This is a genomic window from Streptomyces sp. LS-MS-L19 (assembly GCF_058382285.1).
Genome location: NZ_JBYCLL010000001.1, coordinates 4,650,068 through 4,673,305, shown reverse-complemented (window position 1 = coordinate 4,673,305; position 23,238 = coordinate 4,650,068). Strand labels below are relative to the sequence as shown.

The 23,238-nt window shown below is 71.0% G+C and carries 25 protein-coding genes and 1 tRNA gene; 10 read left to right on the top strand and 16 right to left on the bottom strand.

Going from position 1 to position 23,238, the window contains the following annotated elements:
* Position 1: 1 nt before the first annotated feature.
* The 4 genes from AC2XR2_RS20810 to AC2XR2_RS20795 form a co-directional block, all read right to left on the bottom strand.
* Positions 2-733: a nucleotidyltransferase family protein gene (locus tag AC2XR2_RS20810; RefSeq protein WP_330266037.1), complete on the bottom strand. Its 732-nt coding sequence runs from the start codon at positions 731-733 to the stop codon at positions 2-4.
* 141 nt (positions 734-874) lie between these two features.
* Positions 875-1,333 carry a hypothetical protein gene (locus AC2XR2_RS20805; RefSeq protein ID WP_330266038.1) on the bottom strand — a complete coding sequence of 153 codons (459 nt, stop codon included), beginning with the start codon at positions 1,331-1,333 and terminating at the stop codon, positions 875-877.
* 227 nt (positions 1,334-1,560) lie between these two features.
* Positions 1,561-2,697: an ABC transporter ATP-binding protein gene (locus tag AC2XR2_RS20800; protein WP_123761603.1), complete on the bottom strand. Its 1,137-nt coding sequence runs from the start codon at positions 2,695-2,697 to the stop codon at positions 1,561-1,563.
* 319 nt (positions 2,698-3,016) lie between these two features.
* Positions 3,017-4,306 (bottom strand): RNA-guided endonuclease InsQ/TnpB family protein, encoded by a 1,290-nt coding sequence (locus tag AC2XR2_RS20795; protein WP_491515963.1) that lies wholly within the window; start codon positions 4,304-4,306, stop codon positions 3,017-3,019.
* Positions 4,307-4,481: 175 nt separating this feature from the next.
* On the opposite strand from AC2XR2_RS20795, the gene AC2XR2_RS20790 reads away from it, so the two are divergent.
* Positions 4,482-4,555 (top strand) — tRNA-Thr (locus AC2XR2_RS20790).
* 14 nt (positions 4,556-4,569) lie between these two features.
* Here the strand turns inward: AC2XR2_RS20790 and AC2XR2_RS20785 are convergent.
* The 3 genes from AC2XR2_RS20785 to AC2XR2_RS20775 form a co-directional block, all read right to left on the bottom strand.
* Entirely contained in the window at positions 4,570-5,613 is a 1,044-nt protein-coding gene (locus tag AC2XR2_RS20785) for a DUF4037 domain-containing protein (protein WP_491515962.1), read from the bottom strand.
* Between the two features lie 274 nt (positions 5,614-5,887).
* Entirely contained in the window at positions 5,888-6,370 is a 483-nt protein-coding gene (locus AC2XR2_RS20780; RefSeq protein WP_491515961.1) for a GNAT family N-acetyltransferase, read from the bottom strand.
* A 1-nt stretch (position 6,371) separates the two neighbouring features.
* Positions 6,372-7,292 (bottom strand): aminoglycoside phosphotransferase family protein, encoded by a 921-nt coding sequence (locus AC2XR2_RS20775; RefSeq protein WP_381299726.1) that lies wholly within the window; start codon positions 7,290-7,292, stop codon positions 6,372-6,374.
* Here AC2XR2_RS20775 and AC2XR2_RS20770 point away from each other — a divergent pair.
* Together AC2XR2_RS20770 and AC2XR2_RS20765 are read left to right on the top strand one after the other, a co-directional pair.
* Positions 7,291-7,932 carry a rhomboid-like protein gene (locus AC2XR2_RS20770; protein ID WP_491515960.1) on the top strand — a complete coding sequence of 214 codons (642 nt, stop codon included), beginning with the start codon at positions 7,291-7,293 and terminating at the stop codon, positions 7,930-7,932. The two genes, AC2XR2_RS20775 and AC2XR2_RS20770, sit on opposite strands and share 2 nt — an antisense overlap.
* Positions 7,933-7,943: 11 nt before the next feature.
* Complete coding sequence (locus tag AC2XR2_RS20765; protein WP_449349105.1) at positions 7,944-9,341, top strand: NAD(P)/FAD-dependent oxidoreductase; 1,398 nt, start codon at positions 7,944-7,946, stop codon at positions 9,339-9,341.
* Between the two features lie 114 nt (positions 9,342-9,455).
* Here the strand turns inward: AC2XR2_RS20765 and AC2XR2_RS20760 are convergent, their stop codons facing one another.
* The 3 genes from AC2XR2_RS20760 to AC2XR2_RS20750 all read right to left on the bottom strand — a co-directional run bounded on the left by AC2XR2_RS20760 (position 9,456) and on the right by AC2XR2_RS20750 (position 13,179).
* A complete protein-coding gene (locus tag AC2XR2_RS20760) occupies positions 9,456-10,889 on the bottom strand; it encodes an MFS transporter (RefSeq protein ID WP_449353644.1) in 1,434 nt (477 codons plus the stop codon).
* Between the two features lie 92 nt (positions 10,890-10,981).
* Complete coding sequence (locus AC2XR2_RS20755; protein ID WP_491515959.1) at positions 10,982-11,962, bottom strand: zinc-binding dehydrogenase; 981 nt, start codon at positions 11,960-11,962, stop codon at positions 10,982-10,984.
* Between the two features lie 56 nt (positions 11,963-12,018).
* Positions 12,019-13,179 carry an FAD-dependent oxidoreductase gene (locus AC2XR2_RS20750; RefSeq protein ID WP_491515958.1) on the bottom strand — a complete coding sequence of 387 codons (1,161 nt, stop codon included), beginning with the start codon at positions 13,177-13,179 and terminating at the stop codon, positions 12,019-12,021.
* 156 nt (positions 13,180-13,335) lie between these two features.
* Between AC2XR2_RS20750 and AC2XR2_RS20745 the strand changes: the two genes are divergently transcribed.
* Positions 13,336-14,013, top strand: a complete 678-nt coding sequence (locus AC2XR2_RS20745) for a pentapeptide repeat-containing protein (protein ID WP_491515957.1) — start codon at positions 13,336-13,338, stop codon at positions 14,011-14,013.
* A 146-nt stretch (positions 14,014-14,159) separates the two neighbouring features.
* Here AC2XR2_RS20745 and AC2XR2_RS20740 read toward each other — a convergent pair whose 3' ends face one another.
* Positions 14,160-15,077, bottom strand: a complete 918-nt coding sequence (locus tag AC2XR2_RS20740) for an aminoglycoside phosphotransferase family protein (protein ID WP_381299719.1) — start codon at positions 15,075-15,077, stop codon at positions 14,160-14,162.
* Positions 15,078-15,079: 2 nt separating this feature from the next.
* Positions 15,080-15,580, bottom strand: a complete 501-nt coding sequence (locus AC2XR2_RS20735) for a hypothetical protein (protein ID WP_381299718.1) — start codon at positions 15,578-15,580, stop codon at positions 15,080-15,082.
* A 40-nt stretch (positions 15,581-15,620) separates the two neighbouring features.
* On the opposite strand from AC2XR2_RS20735, the gene AC2XR2_RS20730 reads away from it, so the two are divergent.
* Both AC2XR2_RS20730 and AC2XR2_RS20725 read left to right on the top strand, forming a co-directional pair.
* The gene (locus AC2XR2_RS20730) at positions 15,621-17,036 is read left to right on the top strand and encodes a M1 family metallopeptidase (protein ID WP_491515956.1); all 1,416 of its coding nucleotides are present in this window, start codon (positions 15,621-15,623) and stop codon (positions 17,034-17,036) included.
* A 45-nt stretch (positions 17,037-17,081) separates the two neighbouring features.
* Complete coding sequence (locus AC2XR2_RS20725) at positions 17,082-17,408, top strand: SCO4225 family membrane protein (protein ID WP_449349107.1); 327 nt, start codon at positions 17,082-17,084, stop codon at positions 17,406-17,408.
* Here AC2XR2_RS20725 and AC2XR2_RS20720 read toward each other — a convergent pair.
* The gene (locus tag AC2XR2_RS20720) at positions 17,388-17,918 is read right to left on the bottom strand and encodes a GNAT family N-acetyltransferase (RefSeq protein WP_491515955.1); all 531 of its coding nucleotides are present in this window, start codon (positions 17,916-17,918) and stop codon (positions 17,388-17,390) included. The two genes, AC2XR2_RS20725 and AC2XR2_RS20720, sit on opposite strands and share 21 nt — an antisense overlap.
* Positions 17,919-17,986: 68 nt before the next feature.
* On the opposite strand from AC2XR2_RS20720, the gene AC2XR2_RS20715 reads away from it, so the two are divergent.
* On the top strand, positions 17,987-18,388 hold the full coding sequence (locus AC2XR2_RS20715; RefSeq protein WP_381299714.1) for a hypothetical protein: 402 nt from the start codon (positions 17,987-17,989) through the stop codon (positions 18,386-18,388).
* A gap of 16 nt (positions 18,389-18,404) precedes the next feature.
* Here the strand turns inward: AC2XR2_RS20715 and AC2XR2_RS20710 are convergent, their stop codons facing one another.
* Entirely contained in the window at positions 18,405-19,268 is an 864-nt protein-coding gene (locus tag AC2XR2_RS20710; RefSeq protein ID WP_491515954.1) for a LysR family transcriptional regulator, read from the bottom strand.
* Positions 19,269-19,409: 141 nt separating this feature from the next.
* Here AC2XR2_RS20710 and AC2XR2_RS20705 point away from each other — a divergent pair, with 141 nt between their 5' ends.
* The 3 genes from AC2XR2_RS20705 to AC2XR2_RS20695 all read left to right on the top strand — a co-directional run bounded on the left by AC2XR2_RS20705 (position 19,410) and on the right by AC2XR2_RS20695 (position 21,947).
* Entirely contained in the window at positions 19,410-20,282 is an 873-nt protein-coding gene (locus AC2XR2_RS20705; protein ID WP_491515953.1) for an aldo/keto reductase family oxidoreductase, read from the top strand.
* 132 nt (positions 20,283-20,414) lie between these two features.
* A complete protein-coding gene (locus AC2XR2_RS20700) occupies positions 20,415-20,723 on the top strand; it encodes a hypothetical protein (RefSeq protein ID WP_491518469.1) in 309 nt (102 codons plus the stop codon).
* A 426-nt stretch (positions 20,724-21,149) separates the two neighbouring features.
* Positions 21,150-21,947: a CAP domain-containing protein gene (locus AC2XR2_RS20695; protein ID WP_491515952.1), complete on the top strand. Its 798-nt coding sequence runs from the start codon at positions 21,150-21,152 to the stop codon at positions 21,945-21,947.
* 70 nt (positions 21,948-22,017) lie between these two features.
* Here the strand turns inward: AC2XR2_RS20695 and AC2XR2_RS20690 are convergent, their stop codons facing one another.
* Positions 22,018-22,188 (bottom strand): hydrophobic protein, encoded by a 171-nt coding sequence (locus AC2XR2_RS20690; protein ID WP_123761582.1) that lies wholly within the window; start codon positions 22,186-22,188, stop codon positions 22,018-22,020.
* 102 nt (positions 22,189-22,290) lie between these two features.
* Complete coding sequence (locus AC2XR2_RS20685) at positions 22,291-23,154, bottom strand: helix-turn-helix domain-containing protein (RefSeq protein ID WP_491515951.1); 864 nt, start codon at positions 23,152-23,154, stop codon at positions 22,291-22,293.
* Positions 23,155-23,238 lie beyond the last annotated feature (84 nt).

The following is a 23,238-nucleotide window of genomic DNA, read 5'->3' as shown; positions in this document are numbered from 1 at the left end:
GTCAGCGTCCCAGTGCCGCCAATTCCTTCGCGGCCTCGGTCAGATCCTTCGCGGTGTCGATGGCCCGCCAGTACGCCCCCTGAGGAATCGGGAACCCGGCAAGCCGCAGCTCACGGGCGAGCGTCGGGAACGTGCTCCGCTCATGATCCCCCCGCTCCGGCAGCAGCTCGGCGAACGCGGGCGAGAACACGTACACACCCGCGTTGATCTCGAAGGTGGACGGCGGTGCCTCTATGAAGTCCGTGATGTGCCCGAACCCGTCCGTCTGCACCGCCCCCCACGGAATCCGCGGACGCGCGAGCGCCAGCGTCGCCACCGCGTCCCGCTCCGTGTGGAAGTCCGCCATGTCCCGCAGCGAGAACCGGGTCCAGATGTCACCGTTCGTCGCGTACCACGCCTGGTCGGGGTGCGGCAGATGCGCGGCCGCGTACTTCAGACCGCCACCGCGGCCGAGCGGCTCCGTCTCGATGACGGTCGTGACCCGCAGGGGCAGGTCGGCCGTCTTCAGCCAGTCCTGGAGCACCTCGGCGAGATGCCCACAACTGACCACCACGTCCGTCACGCCTTCCTCGGCGAGCCAGACAAGCTGATGGCCGATGATCGGAGTCCCCGTGCCGGGGATCTCGACCATCGGCTTGGGCCGGTCGTCGGTATAGGGGCGCAGCCGGGACCCCTGGCCGCCGGCCAGGATCACGGCCTGGGTCGGGCGGGACGCGGCGTTCGGATCGGTCATGACCGAAACTGTACGACGTGCCCCATTCCCGACCTCGTGCGGTATCCCCCCTCGCAGGGGTCGGCCGGGCGCCGGCGGTCAGCTCTGGGCCGACGGGGGTCAGCTGCGTGCTGGCGGAGGCCAGCTGTGTGCCGGTGGGGGTCAGCTGTGGGCCGCCGCCACACCCGTCGCGAAGGACGTGTCACAGACCGGGCGGGCGTACGACTGCGCGCGCGTGGGGCCGTACACACGGACCGCGGCGCGGCCCAGGGCCCGCGCGATGGAGACGCAGTGCTTCGCGAGCGACGGACGGTCGTTCACGGCCTCCTGGAGGTGCGTGAGGGCGGTGCCCGGGTTCTTCTCCTGGAGCTCGGTCAGGAGCTGCTCGCGCAGGACGTCCTGCGGGGCCAGGTGGACGCTGCGCGGCTTGCCGTCCGAGACCGTCGCGTCCGACGCGGTGAGCACCGAGGAGCTCGAGGGATCCCCCGACCAGTTGACTCGGGTGACCGCGAGGGTCCCGGAGAGCACCAGGACGACCGGCAGGACAAGGGCGAGGGAGCGGCCGATACGGCGGGCGGGGCCCCGGCCGCGTCGCGTCTGTTGGTTAGTGGAGTGCTTCACGCGTGTGAGGGTAGCGTGCGGTAATGATTTGGCGACATTTAGTCACCGGTTCGGGGGATGAGATGGTGCCGCTTTTTGGGTAAGGCGTTGACGCACACTGCTCGAAATGACCGGTCTGCCGGGGTATTCGTCGACAGCGTCCAGGCCCGTTCCGGGCACGAAAAGGGCCCCGCAGGCGCTCCGCGGGGCCCTCTTCGTCAACCTGGGTGAAATGCTGCGGTTCGTCCTCAGTCGGTGAGGCGCTCGCCCGTGGAGGTCGAGAACACGTGGGTCTCGCCCGGACGCGGCACGACGTGCAGCGTGGCGCCCTTCTCCGGGACCGCGCGGCCGCTGACACGGACGACCAGGTCCTTCAGGTCGTCGCCGACCTTGGCGGAGCCGTAGACGTAACCGTCGGCACCGAGCTCCTCGACGACGTTCACGGAGACCGCGAGACCGGCCGGGGCGTCCTCGGTGTCCTTGGACAGGGCCGACGCGGCGGCGCCGTTGTGCTCGACGACGTCGAAGTGCTCCGGGCGGACACCGACGGTGACGGTGGTGTCACCCTTGTCTGAGGCGGCCTTGAGGGCCTCGCGGTTGACGGGCACCACGCTGTTGCCGAACTTCACACCGCCGTCGGTGATCGGGACCTCGACGAGGTTCATCGCCGGGGAGCCGATGAAGCCGGCGACGAAGAGGTTCGCCGGGCGGTCGTACATGTTGCGCGGGGAGTCGACCTGCTGGAGCAGACCGTCCTTGAGCACGGCCACCCGGTCGCCCATCGTCATGGCCTCGACCTGGTCGTGGGTGACGTAGACGGTGGTGATGCCGAGACGGCGCTGGAGCGAGGCGATCTGCGTACGCGTCGACACACGCAGCTTGGCGTCGAGGTTGGACAGCGGCTCGTCCATGAGGAACACCTGGGGCTCACGCACGATGGCACGACCCATGGCGACACGCTGGCGCTGACCACCGGAGAGGGCCTTCGGCTTGCGGTCCAGGTACTCGGTGAGGTCGAGGATCTTCGCGGCCTCCTCGACCTTCTGCCGGATCTCCGCCTTGTTGATGCCGGCGATCTTGAGCGCGAAGCCCATGTTGTCGGCGACCGTCATGTGGGGGTACAGGGCGTAGTTCTGGAACACCATGGCGATGTCCCGGTCCTTCGGCGGCAGGTGCGTGACGTCACGGTCACCGATGCGGATGGCGCCGCCGTTGACGTCCTCGAGCCCCGCCAGCATGCGGAGCGAGGTGGACTTGCCACAGCCGGACGGGCCGACCAGGACGAGGAACTCGCCGTCCTCGATGTGGATGTCGAGACCGTCGACGGCGGGCTTCGTGGAACCCGGGTAAATACGGGTCGCCTTGTCGAACGAAACAGTGGCCATGGCTCAGAGGCCCCCTTCTACCGGCAGGAACGTGCCGGACGATCCGTTGTAGGAAGGTGGTGGTGTAGTCCACACAGGTGGACTGGGTCAGGACGGTACCTGGCGTTCACCGGTATGTCAGTACCTGGAGGACTGTGAACTTCGCGGAAATTTTCGAGCGGGCAGAGCAACTTACTTTTGACCTTGCCCAACGGCTTCCTGCTTCACCACCCACTGCCAGCCACGCACAACTACGGTGAGCTGCGCCTGACCGGTCTTACACGGACTCCACAGGCGTTCCGGCCGACGGCCCGTCGGTCCTTACTGCACCAGCCGCGCGCTACGCGGCCAGCAAACGCAAACCCTCGTCCCGAAGGTTGACGGCGGCATTCACATCACGATCGTGCAGGGCCCCGCACCCGGCACACGTCCACTTGCGAACCGAGACATCCAGTCTTGGCCCCGTGAGATGGCAGGCGGAGCATCGCCGCGTCGAGGGAAAGAAGCGATCCACGACCACCAGCGTCCGGCCGTACCACTCGCACTTGTAGCGCAACTGTCGAACCAACTCGCCCCACGAGGCATCGATGATCGCCTGATTCAGCTTCGCCTTCCGCCCGCGCCCCTTGCCGCGCCCCGCACGCATCAAGGTCCCGACCGACAGGTCCTCCACCACGAGCACTTGGTTCTCGCGCACGAGGCGGGTGGTGAGCTGGTTCAGCATGTCCCTGCGTACGTCACTGATCAGGGCGTAGAGCCGCGCGATCTTCTCCCGGACCTTCGCCCGGTTCTTCGACCCCCGCACCTTCCTGTGCAGCTCCCGCTGCAACCGCGCCAGCTTCTCCGCGTACCGCTTCAGCAACCGCGGATGATCGAACTTCGTCCCGTCATCAAGGATGACCAGCGACGCCAGCCCGACGTCCACCCCGACCGCCTTGGGCTCCCGCGTCCCCGGTAGGAACACCAACGGCAGCGGAGCTATGCGCTCCTCCACCAACACCGAGACGAAATAGCGGCCGGCCCGATCCCGGGTCACCGACAACCGCACCGGAACCTCGCCGGCAGGCAACGCCCGAGACCACCGGATGGCCAACGGCACCGACTGCTTGGCCAAGGTGATCAGCCCAGTCCCTGGCCGCTCCGGATCTTCCACCCACCTGAAGCCCGTACGCACATAGGTGGCCGTATCCCGCGAACGCCCCTTCTTCTTCCGCTTTGGATAACGAGCCTCACCCTTGATGAAGCGGCCATACGCCTGGTCCAGATGGCGCAACGACTGCTGGAGGACCGTCGACGACACATCCCGCAACCACGCCGTCTCCTCCCTCCGCTTCCAACCGGTCAACGCCCGACACGTCTCCGCGAACCCCACGTTCACCCGATACCGCTCCCAGGCCCCCGAACGCAGCGCCAGCCCCTCGTTGTAGACCCACCGACACGCCCCGAACGTCCGCTCCAACTGATCGGCCTGCCCCTCGGTCGGATAGAAGCGGAACCGGTAGAGGCGGTGATGCGTGTCGGGCGCCTTGGCGTGGGACTTCAGCGGAGTCGCCTTGCGCGTGTGGTGCTTCCGGCGCTCGCCGATGCCGAGAACCTCGCGTTTGACCCGCTCGGCCTCCGTCTCCCCCATGACCCCTCCCTGACGATCCGATCTTCGGAACAGCACGTCAGCTCGATCAACGAACGGGTGCGCGGTTGGTTACGCATGGTCTTGAGGTCGGGTGAGTGCGGAACTTCGTGGCTTGGGGAATGCGGCTCTGTGTACAGTGGTGCAGCCTCGCGTACGGCGTTGTAGTGCGCGATGTGCCTCCTTAGCTCAGCTGGCCAGAGCATTCCCCTTGTAAGGGAAGGGTCGTCGGTTCGAATCCGACAGGGGGCTCTTGAAAGCCCAGGTCAGGAGTCTTCTGGCCTGGGCTTTTGTGTGTCTTCCGGGGCGTTCGCCCGGGACAGCAGGGCCTCCGCGAAGCGATCTGCCCGGAGTACTCGGAACGGGCGGGAGTGGTACGGCCTCGTGGTCGGGTCCAGGGGGTCCGTCAGGGCCAGCCGGTTGTGGAGGGTCGCGAGGGTTTCGTAGGCCGTGGTCAGGTGGGTCTCGCGGGTGTGCCAGTCAGGGGCGGTCAGGGCTGCCGCGAGGACTGGGGTCAGGTGGGCTCCCTCGGGGGTGCGGGTGAAGGCCGTGCCCAGCCATTTCGCGTACGGCGGGTAGCGGCGGTTCATCAGGAGGCAGAGGCGCATCAGGGTGCGGGTGAGGCTTGCCGTGACCACCGCTGAGCCGAGTTCGTCGCCGACCTCGCCGCAGCGGCCGACGAAGGCCTCCTCGTCGGCGATGGCCTGCCAGTGGGTGGCGAGGACTCGGAGCCAGGTGTCGTGGGGGTACCAGGTGAGGGTCTTGCGGAGGGGGACGAGGGTTTTGAGGCCGTCGTGGAAGACGGCTCCTGCGGTGACTTCGGCGAGGTTCTGGGTGGGGGTGGTGAGCCAGTCCGTGGGGGTGATTCCGGGTGTGGGGTCGAAGCCGAGGGTGGCCTGGAACCAGGTGGGGATGTCGGTGATCTCGACGCGGTGGTGGACGGGGCCGTCCGTCGCGCGCATGACGCGGATGTCGCGGGGCTCGCCGGTCGGGGCGAAGTTCGTGGGCCAGCCGTGGAAGGTTTTCGGGAGGCGTTCGGCGAGGACTTCGCTGATGCGGGCGGCGTGCTGGGGGGCGTCCTCGGGGTGGAGGAAGAGCTGGAGGCGTGGGCCCCATTCGTGGTCGGCGGAGCGGGGGGTGTCGTAGCCGAGGACTTCGGAGCCGGGGCCGATGCGGGCGGCGGAGTGCGGGATGCCGGGGGCCGCGTCGGCCAGCAGCGGCCTCACCGCTTCGGTGTAGAAGCGGCGGGCGAGTTCCAGTCCGGGGAGGAAGGGGCCGGGGGCCGAAGGGCGGGGGGTGGGTGTGGGCATCAGGCGCTCCTGCGGCGAGGGGCGGGCGAGGGCGAGGGCGCGGGCGGCTCAGGCGTGTGCGTGCGGTGTTCCTTCGGTGGGGCTGGGCCGGTGAGGGGCAGCCTCGGGGGCGGGGAGGGGCGGGGCGGCAGGCCCGGCGTGGTTCGCTTCGTCGCCCACCCCGGAGTCACGTCGCGGCGGTTTCGTGCCGCATCTGCGGGGTGCGCTGCCTTGTCTCGGCGGGGTCAGGTGGGGCGTTGCCCTGCTGTCTCGGTGCCTGTAGGTGATGTCCTGGTCAGTCGCGGGGTGTGCCTGCTGCCTTCATCAAGGACTCGTCGGTCAGGCGGTACACCGTCCAGTCGGTCTGGGGGCGGGCGCCCAGGGACTCGTAGAAGGTGATCGCGGGGGTGTTCCAGTTGAGGACGGACCATTCGAGGCGTTGGTAGCCGTGTTCGACGCAGATGCGGGCGAGTTCGGTGAGGAGGGCCTTGCCGTGGCCGGCGCCGCGGGACTGGGGGCGGACGTAGAGGTCTTCCAGGTAGATGCCGTGGACGCCGCGCCAGGTGGAGAAGTTGAGGAACCAGACGGCGTAGCCGATCACGGTGTCGGTGGAGTCGGTCGCGACGTGGGCGTGGGCTGCGGGGTGGTCGCCGAAGAGGGCGGTGTGGAGTTGTTCCTCGGTCGTGCGGACCTCGGTCAAGGACTTCTCGTAGTCGGCGAGTTCGCGGATCAGGGTGTGGATGGCCGGGATGTCGGCGGGGGTGGCGGGGCGGATCACGTCAGGCTCCCGGGGTGCGCAGGCGGTGGGCGATGTCGAGTTGGCGGGGTTCCAGGGGGCGGCCGTCCTCGATGTCCCAGAGGGCGTTCTGGAGGAGGCGTCCCAGGGTCCAGGCGCGGGCGCGTGCGCGGTCCAGGCCGAGGACGTCGGTCATGGCGTCGAAGCGCCAGAGGGTGTCGTCGGGGTCGTAGCGGTTGTCGAGGGCGGGCCAGAGTTCGAAGCCGGGGTCGCCGGCGAGGGGTTTGGGGTCGATGGCGAGCCAGGGGGCGCGGTCGGAGGCGAGGACGTTCTCGTCGTGGAGGTCCCAGTGGAGGAGTCGGTCGCCGGGTTCGTCGGCGACTTCGCGCAGGGCGGCGGCGCAGTCGGCGACGGTGCGGCGGGTGTCGGGGTCGGGGATGCGCTGCAGTGCCGCCGGGGTTCTGTCCAGCATGGTCTGGGCGATGTCGCCGAGGTGGCGCAGGCCGGCGGGGGCGGGGCCGGCGGTCAGGTGGGCGAGCAGTTCCGCGATGACGAGGACCGCGTCCCGGGTGCCGGGGAGGGTGGAGAGCATGCGGGTGGAGTCGAGGCGCTCCAGGAGCATGGTGTGGGTGACGGGGTCGTGGTCGAGGAGGCGGACCGCGCCGTCGCCGTCCCAGGTGCGCAGGGCGAGGGGTTCGCCGGCGCTCTCGTCGTCGAGGAGTTGGAGTTTGAGGGCGGCGGGGGTGTCGTCCTTGAGGACCGGCAGGACCAGTGCGGCGACGCCGTGCATGGGCGGGCCGTCCGGTCTGAGGTCCCAGCGCTCCAGGAAGTCCTCCACCAGCGTGGGCAGTGCGGTGATGAACTGCCGTCCCCGGTCGCCGTTGTAAAGCTCCTGTGATGCTGCCAGTTCCTCCGGGATGTCGATCACGTGCGGGACCCTACCGGCGTGGGTGAATCGGCTCATGCGGATTGATCGGGGTGTCCACGGGGTGCGGTCCTATGTCCGCAGGGCTCCCGGCACCTATGTGTGGCTGGGGATCCTGTTCGTGACGACGGTGGCGTTGCACCACATGTCGCCGGCGTTCGAGGAGGAGTTCCTGCGGCAGCGTTCGACCAACATCCATGAGCTGTCGAGCAATCCGGTGCGGGTGCTGGTCGCCAGTGCGATGTGGATCGACGGCGGGCACTGGTTGCCGTACGTCGTCCTCTATTCGGTCTTTCACGCGCAGGCGGAGCGGTGGCTGGGGACGTTGCGCTGGCTGGTGGTGTGTGCGGCGGCGCATGTGCTGGCCACGTTGATCAGTGAGGGGGCGCTGCTGTGGGGGATCCGGCACGGGATGGCGCCGGAGTCGGCGGTCAACACGCTGGACGTGGGGGTGAGTTACGCGCTGGCGGGGGTGGTGGCGGTGCTGGTGTACCGGATTCCGCGGCCGTGGCGGTTCGTGTACGGGTTCGTGGTGCTGGTCGTGTACGCGGTGCCGCTGGTGACCGGGCGGACCTTCACGGACCTGGGGCACTTCACTTCCGTGCTGATCGGATTCGGGTGTTATCCGCTGGTGAGAGTGCGGAATCCGAAGGAGACAGCGGGCGTGTCCGCGGGTTAACGTCCCTGGCCATGAGCAGCAGTGTCGTGAACGGCGGTGTCTCCTTCTGGTACGCGGACGACGGCTTTCCCGAGGCGCGGGAGCCGCTCGCGGGTGACGCGTCGGCGGACGTGGTGATCGTCGGCGGCGGGTACACGGGGCTGTGGACGGCGTACTACCTGAAGAAGGCCGTGCCGTTTCTGCGGATCACGGTCCTGGAGCAGAAGTTCTGCGGCTACGGCGCCTCGGGGCGCAACGGCGGCTGGCTGTACAACGGTGTCGCGGGTCGTGACCGGTACGCGAAGCTGCACGGGCACGAGGCCGCCGTACGTCTTCAGCGGGCCATGAACGACACCGTCGACGAGGTCGTCCGGGTGGTCGGTGAGGAGGGCTTCGACGCCGGGCTGCACAAGGGGGGCGTGCTCGAAGTCGCGCGTACGCCCGCGCAGTTGGCGCGGCTGAGGGCCTTCCACGAGCATGAGTTGTCGTACGGCGAGAAGGACCGTGAGCTGTACGGGGCCCGGGAGACGGCGGAGCGGGTGCGGGTCGCGGACGCGGTGGGTGCGTCCTGGACTCCGCACGGGGCGCGGGTGCATCCGGTGCGGCTGGTGAAGGGGCTGGCGGCGGCCGTCGAGGGGCTGGGCGTGACGATTCACGAGCAGACTCCGGTGACGGAGATCAGGCCCAAGCACGCGGTGACGCCGTACGGCACGGTTCGCGCGCCGTATGTGCTGCGCTGCACGGAGGGCTTCACGGCCGCGCTGAAGGGGCAGCGGCGGACCTGGCTGCCGATGAACTCGTCGATGATCGCGACCGAGCCGCTCACCCCCGAGCAGTGGGCGGCGATCGGCTGGGAGGGGCGGCAGACGCTGGGGGACATGGCGCACGCGTACATGTACGCGCAGCGCACCGCCGACGGGCGGATCGCGTTGGGCGGGCGGGGGGTGCCGTACCGGTTCGGGTCGCGGACGGACAACGACGGGCGGACGCAGGGGGCGACGGTGGAGGCGCTCAGGGAGATCCTGGTGAGCTTCTTCCCGATGCTGGCCGGGACGCGGATCGAGCACGCCTGGTCGGGGGTGCTGGGGGTGCCGCGGGACTGGTGTGCGTCGGTGACGCTGGACCGTTCGACGGGGATCGGCTGGGCGGGGGGTTACGTCGGCTCGGGTGTCGCGACGGCCAACCTGGCCGCTCGGACGCTGCGCGATCTGGTGCAGCGGGACTCGGGGCAGGGCGGGCGGACCGAGCTGACGGAGCTGCCGTGGGTGGGGCACAAGGTGCGCAAGTGGGAGCCGGAGCCGCTGCGTTGGCTGGGTGTGCAGGGCATGTACGCGACGTACCGGGCGGCGGACCGCCGGGAGACGATGAGCCACAGCGCGGAGTCGTCGAGGCTGGCGCGGTGGGCCGACCGGGTTGCCGGTCGGCACTGAGTGGACGGCTGGGGGGCGGTTCGTCGTCGTGCGTGTGCGGGCCGGTGCGACCAGCCCCCGCCGGGCCGCGGCCGCTCCGCGACCTGACCCGGCGTGGTTCGCCCCTCTCCCCTTTCACGCCACCGATTCCGGTACCGGCGCCTGTGCCGGAGCTCCCTGCTTCGGCGGCTTCGCCGTGACCATCAGGCCTGCGATGAGGCCGGCCAGGAGCATGATGCCCGCGGCCCACCAGATGGCCACCGTGTAGCCGTGCACCACGCCCTCCTTGACGACGAGGGCCTTCTGCGCGGGGTTGGTGAGGTGCGCGGTGATGTACGCCGTGCTGCTGGTGGTGGCGATGGTGTTGAGCAGGGCCGTACCGATGGAACCGCCCACCTGCTGCGAGGTGTTGACGGTCGCCGAGGTGACCCCGGAGTCCTGCGGGGCGACGCCCGCGGTGGCGGTGGAGAACACCGGCATGAAGGTGAGGCCCATGCCGAGGCCCATGAGGAGCAGGGCGGGCAGGATCTCGGTGGTGTAGGAACTGTCCACCGTCATCTGCGTGAGCACCAGCATGCCGCTCGCGGCGAGGATCATGCCGGGGACCATGAGCATGCGCGGGGCGACATGGTTCATCAGCCGGGCCGAGATCTGGGTCGAGCCGATGATGATCGCGGCGGTCATCGGCAGGAAGGCCAGCCCGGTGCGCACGGGGGAGTAGGCCAGCACGACCTGCAGGTAGTAGGTCATGAACAGGAACAGGCCGAACATCCCGATGACGGCGAGCCCCATGGTCAGGAAGCAGCCCGCGCGGTTGCGGTCCTTGACGATGTGCAGCGGGAGCAGGGGGTACGGCGCCCGGGACTGCCACCACACGAAGGCCGCGAGCAGGACGACACCTCCCGCGATCAGCGCCACCACCAGCGGGTCGCTCCAGCCCCGCGGCTGGGCCTCGCTGAAGCCGTAGACGATCGCGACCAGGCCGCCGCAGCCCAGCAGCACGCCGGGCACGTCGAGGCGGGCGCCCGTGTGGCCGGGCCGGTCGTGGAGGAGGACGAGGGCGCCGAAGACGGCGATCACCGCGATGGGCACGTTGACGTACAGGCACCAGCGCCAGTTCAGGTACTCGGTGAGCAGGCCGCCGACGATGAACCCGATGGCGGAACCCGAGCCCGCGAGGGCGCCGTAGATCCCGAAGGCCTTGCCGCGTTCCTTGGGGTCGGTGAAGGTCGTGGTCAGCAGGGACAGCGCGGAGGGGGCGAGGACGGCCGCGAAGACGCCCTGGAGGGCGCGGGCGGCGAAGAGCATGCCCGGGCCGGTGGCGGCGCCGCCGAGTGCGGAGGCGGCGGCGAAGCCGACCAGGCCGATCACGAAGGTGCGTTTGCGGCCGACCAGGTCGGCGATGCGGCCGCCGAGCAGGAGCAGGCCGCCGAAGGCGAGGGTGTAGGCGGTGATCACCCACTGCCGGTTGCCGTCGGACATGCCGAGGTCCTGCTGTGCGGAGGGGAGGGCGATGTTCACGATGGTCGCGTCGAGGACGACCATCAGCTGCGCGAGGGCGATGACCACCAGGCCCCACCAACGGCGTGGATCTTCACCTGTCCGGGTGACACTCACCTGGTCAGAAGACCATGGATCGGTACGGGACGCATCTGGGCGTGTCATGGCTCGAGGACCACCTTTCCGGTTGTGCCGCGGGTCTCCAGCGCCCGGTGCGCGGCGGCCGCCTCGGCGAGCGGGAAGCGTTGTACGGCGGGGGTGAGACGGCCCGCGGCGGCTTCGGCGAGGGCGCGCAGTTCGAGGGTGCGGATGGGGTTCGGACCGCCCGCCTTCTGGGCCATCACGGGCCCGAGGACCTGCTCGGAGACGCCTTCGACGAGGTAGGGGCCGCCGTCGTGGATTCCCTCGCCGGACCAGCCGAAGACGATGTGCTGCCCGTGTTCGCCGAGGAGGCGGACGGACTCGCGGGCGATGTCCCCGCCCACCCCGTCGAAGACGACGGTGGCGGGCCGGCCGCCGAGGAAGGCGCGGACCTTGTCGGCCCACGCGGGGTCCGTGTAGTCGACGGCGAGGTCGGCGCCGTTCTCCGCGACGAGCGCGACCTTCCGCGGTCCGCCCGCCAGGCCGACGACCGTGGCGCCCGCGTTCTTCGCGTACTGCACGAGCAGCGTGCCGATGCCTCCGGCGGCCGCCGGGACCACGACCAAGGAGTTCGGGCCGAGTTCGGCGAACTGGAGGATCCCCATCGCCGTACGGCCGGTGCCGATCATGGCGACGGCCTGCGCGAAGTCGAGGCTTTCGGGGATCTCGTGGACGCGGTCGACGTCGGTGACGGCGAGTTCGGCGTAGCCTCCGGGGGCGAAGCCGAGGTGGGCGACCACGCGCTTGCCGAGCCACAGGGCGGCCACGCCCTCGCCGAGGGACTCGACGACTCCGGCGACCTCGCGGCCGGGGACGGTGGGCAGTTCGGTCGGCCGGGGCAGCGGTCCCTGCTGCCCCTCGCGCAGGGCGGTGTCCAGGAGGTGGACGCCTGCCGCTCGTACGGCGATACGGACCTGGCCGGGGCCCGGTGCCGGGTCCTCGGTGGTCTCGTAGGTGAGGTTCTCGGCGGGGCCGAAGGTGTGCAGGCGGATGGCGTGCATGGGTGAGCCCTCCCGTGTTGGTGTGCGCCCTGTAGGTGTGCGCCCACCCTCCGACCTCAAGCATGCTTGAGGTCAAGGGCGTTGCGGCCGAGTGCCAGCGATACGGCGGTCAGCGCGCTGGTGAACGACACCTCCGACAGCACTCCGGGCGCCGCGACCTGGTCGCCCGCGAGGTAGACGCCGTCGCCGCGGTCGATGGCGGGCCGGTCGCGCCAGCTGGTGCCCGGCAGGTCGACGGCTCCGGTACGGCCGTTCGCGACGGACTCGCGCCGCCAGGTGACGCGCTCGCGCCAGCCCTCGAAGGCGAGGTCGAGGAGCTCCTCGGCGCGGCGGACCCCGTCGGCCTTGGACTCGTGCGGGGCGATGGGGATCTGGCCCTGGAGGAGCTGTTCGCCCGCGGGGGCGAGGGTCCGGTCCTGGGCGGTGAACCGTTCGATCCAGCCCGGGGAGTCGAGGTCGGAGACGGCGAAGGCGTCGCCGCGTCGGGTGCGCAGGGCGAGGTCGATCAGGGTCGTACGGCCGCTCGGCCAGGTCAGCGAGTCGTCGCCGAGGAGCCGGCGGGCCGCGTCGAGGGAGGTGGCGACGACGACGGGGGTGTCGGTGGGCAGGGTGTCGACGCGGGACAGCGTCTCCATCCGGACGCCCAGGTTCCAGGCGCGGGCGGCCATCCGGTCGACGACCGTGGCCCAGCCGCCGCGCGGGTAGTGCGCCTCGGGCGGCAGCTTGGTGGCGCGCCGCAGCCGCTCCTGCACGAACGCGGCGGACAGGGCGCCGGGGTCGTGGTGGAAGAGGGCCACGGCGGAGTAGTGGGCGGCGGCGCGGGCGCCCTCCTCGCCGGCCTGCCGGGTCGCCCAGGACAGGAAGTCCTCGTCGACGGGGGCCTGTTGGGCGCTGCGGCGCAGCAGCTTGAGCATGGCGAAGGGCGGGGTGCGGCGCAGTACGCCCTTGTGCCGCAGCCGCAGCCGGGCCGCCTCCAGGGGCGGGAGGGGGGCGAGCGGGCCGATGAGGTCGCGTTGCCGGAGCCAGGACCAGTGCGGGCCGCCGTTGTAGAGGGCGTGCGGCCCGTCGTTGGTGAGGTACGGCCCCTCGGCGGTCCTGGCCCGGCCGCCGAGGGTGTGATGGGCCTCGTACACGGTGACCTTGGTGCCCGCCTCGGCTGCGGTGATCGCCGCGGTCAGTCCGGCGAGGCCGCCGCCGATGACGGTGATGCGGTGCATGGCTGGGTCTCCCTCTGCTCGGGGTCGGGTCGCTCGTTTCTCGTCGCTCGGGTCTCGTCTCTCGTCGGTATGACCGCCGGCGGGCACCGGAATGTGACATGCGATCTGTTTGTGCAGGTCAGGCGGGTTGTCAGTGGTGGGGTGCAGGATGGGGTCATGGTGAGCCGAGGGACGGGTGCGGGCAGGGTGAAGGGGGCGCGGCGGCCGGAGGTGCGGCTGCCGCCGCTGGAGCCGTTCGGGGGAGGGGAGCTGGAGCCGGACGGGGACTACGACGGGGTGGAGTTCGCCGAGGCGGACTTCGCCGGCCAGGACGGCGCGGGTGCCCGCTTCATGGACTGCGCGCTGCGGGCGTGCGCGCTGGACGAGACGCGGCTGCACCACGCCCGCTTCCTGGACTCGGTCCTCACCGGCATACGGGGTGTGGGCACCGACCTCGCGGAGTCGACCCTGCGGGACGTCGAGCTGGTCGACGCCCGGCTGGGGGGAGTCCAGCTGCACGGCGCGGCTCTGGAGCGGGTCGTGATCCGCGGCGGCAAGATCGACTACTTGAACCTGCGTACGGCCGTCCTGCGGGACGTCGTCTTCGAGGGCTGCGTGCTGGTGGAACCGGACTTCGGGGGCGCGCGGCTGGAGCGCGTGGAGTTCGTGGACTGCGCGCTCAAGGGCGCGGACCTCACGGCGGCGACCCTGAAGGACGTCGACCTGCGCGGTGCCGCGTCGCTGGAGATCGCCCGGGGCGTGGACCGCCTCGCGGGAGCGGTGATCAGCCCGTCCCAACTACTGGATCTGGCACCGGCGCTGGCGGCGGAGGTGGGGATTCGGGTGGAGGGGTGACGGGGGGACGGGTGACGGGGGTGGGGTGACGAGGGGAGGGGTGACGAGGGAGGGAGGGGTAACGGGCGGAGGAGGACCGGGGGTGGGCCGGCCGGAGAGGGCGAGCCGGCTGGCCATGGGGCTCTTTGGTGTGGCTCGCCGTCCCGTCAGGTGCCCGTGTCCGCCAGGACTCGCCGCAGGGTCGCCCACCCCGCCGGGCCCCAGGTCGGTTTGCCGCCGGGGAGGCCCTGGTCGCCTGCCTGGCCGATGGCGATGAGGCCGAAGGCGCGGGCGGTCGCCCAGGCGCGGGCGCGGGTGATCAGGGCGGTGTCGTGGGTGCCGTAGGACTCCAGGAAGCGGGCCGCCGCGCCGTCCGGGAGGAGCATCCAGGCGGCCGACAGGTCGGTCGCCGGGTCGCCGGCGCACAGCTCGCCGAAGTCGACGACGCCCGTGAGCGTCCCGTCCGCCACCACCACGTTCGCGGGATGCAGATCGCCGTGCAGCCACAGCGCGGGCTCCTGCCGGACGGGCGCGGCGAGGCCCGCCTCCCACACCTCGCGGATGTCGTCCGTGGCGAACTCGCCGAAGTCCGTCGTCCGGAGCGTCTCCTCGACCCGGGACGCGAAGGTCGCGAGCGGCACCCCCCGGTCCGGGTTGGCCGGTGCGTCGGCGGGCGCCGGGCGGTGCAGGGCGCGCAGGAAGCCCGCGAGGGCGTCGGCCGCGTGGTCGGCGCGGGTGACCGGGACGCGGTCGGCCGGGTCGCCGGGGACCCACTCGACCACGGTCCAGGCGGCGGGGAAGAGCGAGGACGGCCGGCCGAGCCGGACCGGCGTGGGCACGGGGAGCGGGAGCCGCGGGGCGAGGACGGGCAGCCAGCGGTACTCCTTGGCGAGGAGCTCCGGAGCCCGGGGTGTGCGGGGCAGCCGTACCGCCAACTCCTCGCCGAGACGCCAGAGTTCGTTGTCCCAGCCGCGGAAGACGGGGCCCACCTCCAGGTCCGCGAGATCCGGGTGCTGCTCCTTCAGCAGGGAGCGCAGCAGCGTCTCGTCGACGGGGACGTCGGCCAAGGTGTCGGTGCTTGTCATCGTCACTTCACTCTCGGGAACCGGGCCTGAAGCGTCCAGATCGCCGGGTTCTCGCCCAGGTCCTCGTGCAGGTCGATCAGGTCGGCGATCAGGTCGTGCAGGAAGTCTCGGGCCTCGCGGCGCAGGTCCGCGTGGGAGAAGGTGAGCGGGGGCTCCTCGGCGCGCATCCAGTCCGCCTCGACGTCCACCCAGCCGAAGCGGCGCTCGAAGAGCATCCGGTCGGTGGACTCGGTGAAGTCGAGCTCCGCGTGCTGGGGGCGGGAGGCGCGGGAGCCGGCCGGGTCGCGGTCGAGGCGTTCCACGATGTCGCACAGCGCCCACGCGAAGTCGAGCACCGGCACCCATCCCCAGGCTGTGGACAGCTCCCGGTCCTCCTTGGTGTCCGCGAGATAGACGTCCCCGCAGAACAGGTCGTGCCGCAGCGCGTGCACGTCCGCGCGCCGGTAGTCGGTCTGCGGGGGGTCCGGGAAGCGGTTGGAGAGGGCGTAGCCGATGTCGAGCACGTACGTGATGGTGTCACGCGGGCTCTCATAGGATCACCGCGTGCCCCGATCCGCGCCGCCCGCCCGCCTCGCCCCCCTCGCCCTCCTCCTCGCGGGCACCCTGACCGCGGGCGTCCTGACCGGGTGCGACGGCGGGGTGCACGGCACCCCCGGCGGCTCCGGCCTGCGCGACCCGTACTTCCCGAAGATGGGCAACGGCGGCTACGACGTCACCCACTACGCCCTCGACCTCGCCTACGCCCCGGACACCGGGCGGCTCTCCGGCACCGCGACCCTCACCGCCCGCGCGACCCAGGACCTCACCGCGTTCGACCTCGACCTCGACGGCCTGGACGTGGAGAAGGTCACCGTCGACGGCGCCGGGGCCCGCTGGAACCGCGCGGGCCACGAGCTGACCGTCCGCCCACACGACGACCTCGACGAGGGCCGCGTCTTCCGGGTGACCGTCCGCTACTCCGGCACGCCGAAGACGATCACCGACCCGGACGGCTCCGAGGAGGGCTGGCTGCCCACCGACGACGGCGCGGTGGCCCTCGGTGAACCGACCGGCTCGATGGCCTGGTTCCCGGGCAACCACCACCCCTCCGACAAGGCGTCCTACGACCTCACGATCACCGTCCCCGAGGGCCTGGAGGCCGTGTCCAACGGCGAGTTGACGGCGCAGCGGACCGTGGACAGCCGTACGACATCCACCTGGCACACCGCCGAGCCCATGGCGAGCTACCTCGCCACCCTCGCGATCGGCGACTACGACATCCAGCGCTCCACGACCCCCTCCGGGCTGCCCCTGTACACGGCCGTCGACCCGGCGGAGGCGGCCGCGAGCCGGACGGTGCTGGCGCGGATCCCGGAGGTGCTCGCCTGGGAGGAGAAGACCTTCGGGCCGTACCCCTTCTCCTCCGCCGGCGCGATCGTCGACCGCGAGGGCGACGCGGGGTACGCCCTGGAGACGCAGAACCGTCCCTTCTTCCCCGGCGCCCCCGACACCGCGACCCTCGTCCACGAACTCGCCCACCAGTGGTACGGCGACTCGGTCAGCCCGCGGACCTGGCGGGACATGTGGCTCAACGAGGGCTTCGCGACCTACGGCGAGTGGCTGTGGGAGGAGGAGCACGGCGGGGGCAGCGCGCAGCAGACCTTCGACGAGGTGTACGCCCACGGCGAGGACGACGACGTGTGGTCCTTCCCGCCCGCCGAGCCGTCTAGCGCCGCGCACATCTCCGACAGCCCGGTGTACGTGCGCGGCGCCATGGTTCTGCACCGGATCCGGCAGACCGTCGGTGACACCGCCTTCGCCGGCCTCCTGCGGGGCTGGGCGGCGGCCCACCGGCACGGCACCGCGGACACCGCCGACTTCACGGCATACGTCGAGAAGTCGGCGCCGGACAAGGACTTCGGCCCGATCTGGGACGACTGGCTGTACGGCGACGGCAAGCCCGCGGAACCCGGGTCCTGATTCCGCCGTCCTCGCCTGTGCGACCCCGACTGATCGGAGCACACAGTGAGTCCCACCGGCCGCGGCCGTGCCCTGCTCGCCCTCGCCTGGAACAACCGGCTCTCCCGCGGCTACCTGTGCCTGGTGGAGTTCCTGGCGTGCTACGCGCTGTTCGAGGACGTCTACCTCAGGGCCGACACCATGTTCTACGTCGTCCCCATGCTGCTCACCGCCCCGACGAACTTCCTCTTCACGGTCGCGTTCGCCTGGATCCCCACGGACGCCCCCTTCTACCTCGGCCTCGCACTCGGCGCGCTGGTGAACGCGATCGCCCTCGGGGCGCTGGTCCGCACGGTCCGCAGGCGCCGCACGTCAGCGGCGACCCCCGTCTGACAGGACCTTCCGCAGCACCGAGCAGGGACGACCGCGTAGCCGATCGCTCCGGTGGTCGATCACCTCGTACCCGAGGGCGGTCCAGAACGCGAGGGCGCGGTCGTTGCCGTCGAGGACGGCGAGGCGTACGGCCTGGCGGCCCTCGGCGCGGAAGCGGTCCTCCACGAGCCGAGCCAACTCCCGCCCGTGTCCCTGCCGTTGCCGGTCGGCGTCCACCATCAGCAGCCCGATCCACGGGTCCGGGTCGGCCGGGTCGGGGTGCCGGGCGAGAGTGATCACCACCCCGACCAGCCGCCCCGCACTCCGCCCGAGCAACACCTCCACGCCCGGCTGCGCAAGCTCGTCCGCCAACTCGGCAGCCACCTGCTCCGGCCGGATGTCGTCGGGGTCCGGGAAGTCACCACTGAGGGCGTGGAACTCACGGTGGGCCGCGTAGAGGGAGGTCAGTTCGGTGAGAAGGGCCGCCGGGATGTCACGATCCGGCGAGAGCCGCAGAGGGGTGAGGAGCATACGGGGCACGGTAGTTGCCGCGGGCGGGTCACCGGGGCCGCGCGCGGCCGTTGTCAGTGCTCCGCGCCATGATGTCCGGCGTGAACACAGAGATGGTGATAGACGTCTGGCAGCGGCTTCTCGCCGACCCGCACAAGTCATGGGTGCTGTTCGAGCACGGCACGTGTGTCGTGCTGCCCGCTCCGGAAGGAGACCTGGCCGAACAGGCCACGGACCTCCTGAAGCAGTTCGGTCCGGCGCATGCCGGGTCCTCGGCGGGGGACTTCGGGGTGATCGACCCCGAGGGCGTCGAGGGTTGGGTCGTCACCGGGCATCACAACGACGTCCTCACCTACGTCGGCCCTGATGAGCCCCAGGACGAGTCGCAGATCGCCGTCGGGCTCCTCGGGCGTTCCAAGCGGCACCGGGACGGGACCGAGCTGCGCGTCGTCCACGTCGAGGACAAGAGGGGCTCGGCACGACAGGAGTAACCCCGACGGGCAGGTCTCACAGCCGGGTTGCCGTGCGGATCAGGCTCGCGAGGGGGAGGGAGCGGCTGTGGGCGGGCCAGGCTATGTGGGTGACCACGGGCGGGGCGTCGGTCAGGGGGACGGCGGTGTGCTCGGCCCACAGCCAGGCGCGGGCAGAGTCGGGGAAGACCGCCACCGTGCGTCCGAGCGCGATCAGTTGGGCGAGCTGGGTCTGGTCGTGGATCTCGGGGCCCGGGCCGGGAGGGTAGGCGCCGTCGCGGGACCAGCGGGCCAGCGGAAGGCCGGGGACGTCGGTGACCTCGGCCAGGGACAGCGTCGCGCGTGCGGCGAGGGGATGCCCGGCGGGCAGGACGGCGATCTGCCCCTCGGTCAGCAGCTCCTCGCTGTCGAACCCGGCGAGGGAGTTGAACGGCGCGTGCATGAGCGCCACGTCGGCGCGGCCGTCGCGCAGCATCTCGCCCTGCTCGCAGGTGCCGCTCGGCAGCACCTCGACCTCGACCGCGTCGGGCTCCGCCGCATATGCGTCGAGGAGTTTGTGCAGCAGTTCGTGGGAGTCGGCGGCCTTCACGGCCAGCACCAGCCGGGTGCGGCGGCCGCCGGAGGTCTCCGTGTCACCGGCGCGTGAGGTGCGGCGCGCGGCGGCGGTGACCGCCTCCAGGGCCGCGCGGCCCTCGTGCAGCAGCGTCTCCCCGGCGCGGGTCAGGGCGACCCCACGGCGGTCGCGTTCCAGCAGGCGGACGCCGAGCCGCCGCTCCAACTGCTGGATGGCTCGGGAGAGCGGCGGCTGGGCCATACCCAGGCGTACGGCGGCACGGCCGAAGTGCAGTTCCTCGGCGACGGCCAGGAAGTACCTCAACTCGCGGGTCTCCAGGGTCTCCACGCGCCCAGCCTAACCGGGCGGTGATACCCGCCGGGTATGACAGAGCACCGGTTCGGTATTGGCGGTGCCGTTTCCGGGCGGGTGACCATCGATGCCGTCGGAGCGACGACGCCCGTTCGGCTCAGCAGGGGAGACACCGTCATGCACACACCTTCGGCCGCACTGCCCGGTGGCACCTGGACCCTGGGCGACCTGACCGTCACCCGTTTCGGCTATGGCGCCATGCAGCTCGCCGGACCCGGGGTCATGGGACCGCCCGCCGACCGTCAGGGTGCGCTCGCCGTCCTGCGGGAGGCCGTGGACCGAGGGATCACCCACATCGACACCGCAGGCGCCTACGGACCGCGCGTCACCAACCGGCTCATCCGGGAAGCGCTGCACCCCTGTCCGGCCTCGCTGCACATCGTGACCAAGGTCGGCGCGGTGCGTGACGCGCAGGGCGGCTGGCCTCCCGCCCGGCGGCCCGGGGAGCTGCGCCGGGCCGTCCACGAGAACCTGGAGGACCTCGGCCTGGACGCGCTCGACGTGGTCAATCTCCGGCTGGGTGACGCCCAGGGCCCCCGGCCCGGCTCGCTCGCCGAGCCCTTCGAGACCCTCGCCGAACTCCAGCGGCAGGGCCTGATCCGACACCTGGGCGTGAGCAACGCGACCGCGCAACAGGTCGCCGAGGCGCAGGGGATCGCACCGATCGTGTGCGTCCAGAACCTGTACAACCTCGCCCACCGCCACGACGACGAACTGATCGACGACCTCGCCGCCCAGAACATCGCCTACGTGCCGTTCTTCCCGCTCGGCGGCTTCACCCCGCTGCAGTCGGAGGCGCTGACCGCCGTGGCCACCCGGTTGGAGGCGACGCCGATGGCGGTAGCCCTGGCCTGGCTGCTCCGGCGATCCCCCAACATCCTGCTCATCCCCGGCACGTCGTCGGTGGCCCACCTGCGCGAGAACATCACCGGCGCGGGCCTCGCCCTCACCGACGAGGACCTCACCGAGCTGGACAAGATCGGCGCCTGAAGCAGCGTGTTCTGACCGGAGTTCGGACGACGTCCGTCCATTCCCGGGCGACCGCCGTGCGGAAGTCGAGCGGTGGCCGCCCGGGTGGCGCGCCGGACCACGCCGGTCGTGCGGTCCTCGGCGCCCTCGGCGATGGCGCGGTCCATGCCGGCCGGCGGCTCGGTGCACTCCCGCCCCCCACGAGCGGCGCGGGCCTTCGGCGACCGCACCGGGCTGATCCACGCGCTGTACGAGGCTCGGCTCGAAGCGGTGCGACCGGGCCCGCCACCGCTCCGGATCCCCGGCCTCCCGGAGCCCGCCTTCACCGCCCACGCCCTCCTCGCCGCCATCCGTGCCGACCTCGTCGAACACCTCGCCGGGCACGAGGGCACACCCCGAGAAGCGCTCCGCGCCCATCTGGCCACCTTCACCGCGAGAGTCCTGAACGGCCCTGTTCCGTAGAACTGCCTTCTGGTCGCCGCCGGGCGCCGTCAGGTTGTAGTGATGTGCGTCACGCCGGAATTGTTGTCGATGGCGTTGATTGCCCCGGTGTCGATAAGGGGTGAGTGTGCCCCTCTGGGGCCTAATCGGGATGCTGTCACCAGGACCGGGAAATTCGGCCGACCGTCCGGTGTTGCGATCGCGGTTGCGAAAGGGCGCGCTCGGCCTGGTCACGCGTGTGTGCGGGTGCCGCAGGGGATGTGAAGAGATCCGGATGCGTCGACCGGGCCGTCACGGAGCGTGAACCCGGCTGCGGCTAGGGCATTCATTGCCCACCGTGCTCACCGATCCACATAATGACCGGGCTCGTCGACGGGCTGCGGAAGGCGGCACCGCTTTGCAGTGACGTTTGCTGTCGAATACCGGTCTACCTGAATGGGGTCACGCATGCCCAGGCACCGACAGAAGCCGAAACGCCGGAAGAGAGCGGGCGCCATAGCCGCCGTGCTGACCGTCGGCGCCGTGGGCATTCCCGTCGCCGCGCAGGCGGGCGGTATCGGGCCGGATGGCTGGAACATCGCCTCGTTCAAGTGGTGGGGATGGGGCGAGACATCGCGTCCGGTGGCCGCCGCGACACCCTCGGCGTCCGCTTTCGCATCCGCGACCGCTTTGTCGTCGGCGACGGCCACCACCGCCGCCCCGACCGACACACCGACCGCCTCCGCGAGCCCTTCCCCGAGCACATCTCCCAAGGTGTCCCGCACCCCGACCGCCACCCCGGCGACCACGCCGCCCGTCACGCCGTCGAGCTTCCCCAAGGCCACGGCCTTCAGCGGCACACCCCGGGCCGCCGCCGCGAGCGTGGACCCGGGGCCCACGGACCAGGTGCTCACTCTCGTCAACGCCGAGCGCGCGAAGGCCGGTTGCTCGCCGCTGACCGAGAACGCCAAGCTCACCAAGGCCGCCCAGGATCACAGCCAGGACATGGCCGACCACCAGAACATGTCCCACACCGGCTCCGACGGCTCCTCCATGGCCGACCGCCTCACCCGCGTCGGCTACGCGTTCAGGACGGCGGGCGAGAACGTCGCCTACGGCTACGACTCCCCCGAGAGCGTCATGGACGGCTGGATGAACAGCCCCGGCCACAAGGCGAACATCCTCAACTGCGCCTTCAAGGAGATCGGCATCGGCCTGGCCCAGCCGGGCTTCTACTGGACCCAGGACTTCGGCGCGACCGCGTGACCCCGAACGCCGTCAGCACCCGTAGGGCCCCGGGTGGTCCCGGAGCCCTACAGGTCGGCTGCTTCTGAGGTCACCAGCGGTACCAGCGGCCCTTGCGGCCGCCTGTGTCCGCGCTGCGCAGCACGAAGCCCAGCAGCCAGACGACCAGCACGATGACGGCGAGCCACCACAGTGCCTTCAGCGCGAATCCCGCACCGAAGAGGATCAGGGCCAGAAGCAGAACGACAAGCAGGGGAACCATAGTTATCAACCTCCGCTGCTCCTCGTGCCCGGCGATTCGAAGAACACACAGTCAATCTTCCTGGTTTCTTCACGCCTCTCACGGGAACTGGGCTCAGTTTCATCACAGGTGCCCAGGGCCTCCCGGACTCCCCCCGTCGTTACGGCAGTCGCGGCAGCGGCCTGGCTCGGGGGCACGGAAGACGCGGGTGCAGCCGTCGCAGTCCTGGAGCGGGTGTGGGATCTCCCGGGGTGGGGCCGGGGGCCGGATCGGGGGCAGGGGCGGCAGCTGGGCGGTGAGGCGGTGGGCCAGGAAGGCCGCAGGCCGGTGCAGGGGTTCCATCGGGAGGCACGCGGTCAGGGCATCCCGTACGGCGGTGGGGGTCAGGTCCCGTTCCAGCCACGCGGCGACTCCGGGGGCCAGGTGTTCCGTGTCCGTGGTCGACAGGAGCAGGCGGGGGTCGTGGCGGCGGAGGGTGGCCAGGAGCTCGATCGCCCGCTGGATGAGCGCGGGGGCCGGGTAGCCCGGCTGCGGTACGGCGGGCAGGAGCTTCTTGCGGGGCGGTTGCCGCTTCTTCGGTGGGCCGGGGGCCTGGTCCTCGCCGGTCCGGCCGCGATGACCGGGCCGGTTGCAGGAGACCGTGCGGGTGACGATACGGCCGCCGGGGGCGCGTTCGCGGGTGCGGCGCAGGTAGCCGTGGGTCTCCAGGTCCCGCAGGGCGGCGGCGATCCGGTCCCTGCCCTCGGGGAAGCGGGACGCGAGCGTCTTGATGTCCACGGAAGCGCCGGCGGGGAGGGACTGGATGTACAGGGCCAGCCCTCTCGCCACGAGCGAGAGCTCGGGGTGCTGGGCGAGGTGGTTGCCGATCACTGTGAAGCGTTCGGTGTGACGGGCGTTCTCGTGAACGAGGCCACCCACGCGGGGGTGGTTTTTGCCCTCGGTACGGGACCGGGCGCGCAAGGGCGCGCTAGGGTTTTGGGTGTCCATCGGGAAGGCCTTTTTCCTTGGTGGGCGCCACCGGGAAGGGCTGCTTCCTTGGTGGTCAGGCCCTCGCATCGGGATGCCAGTCCC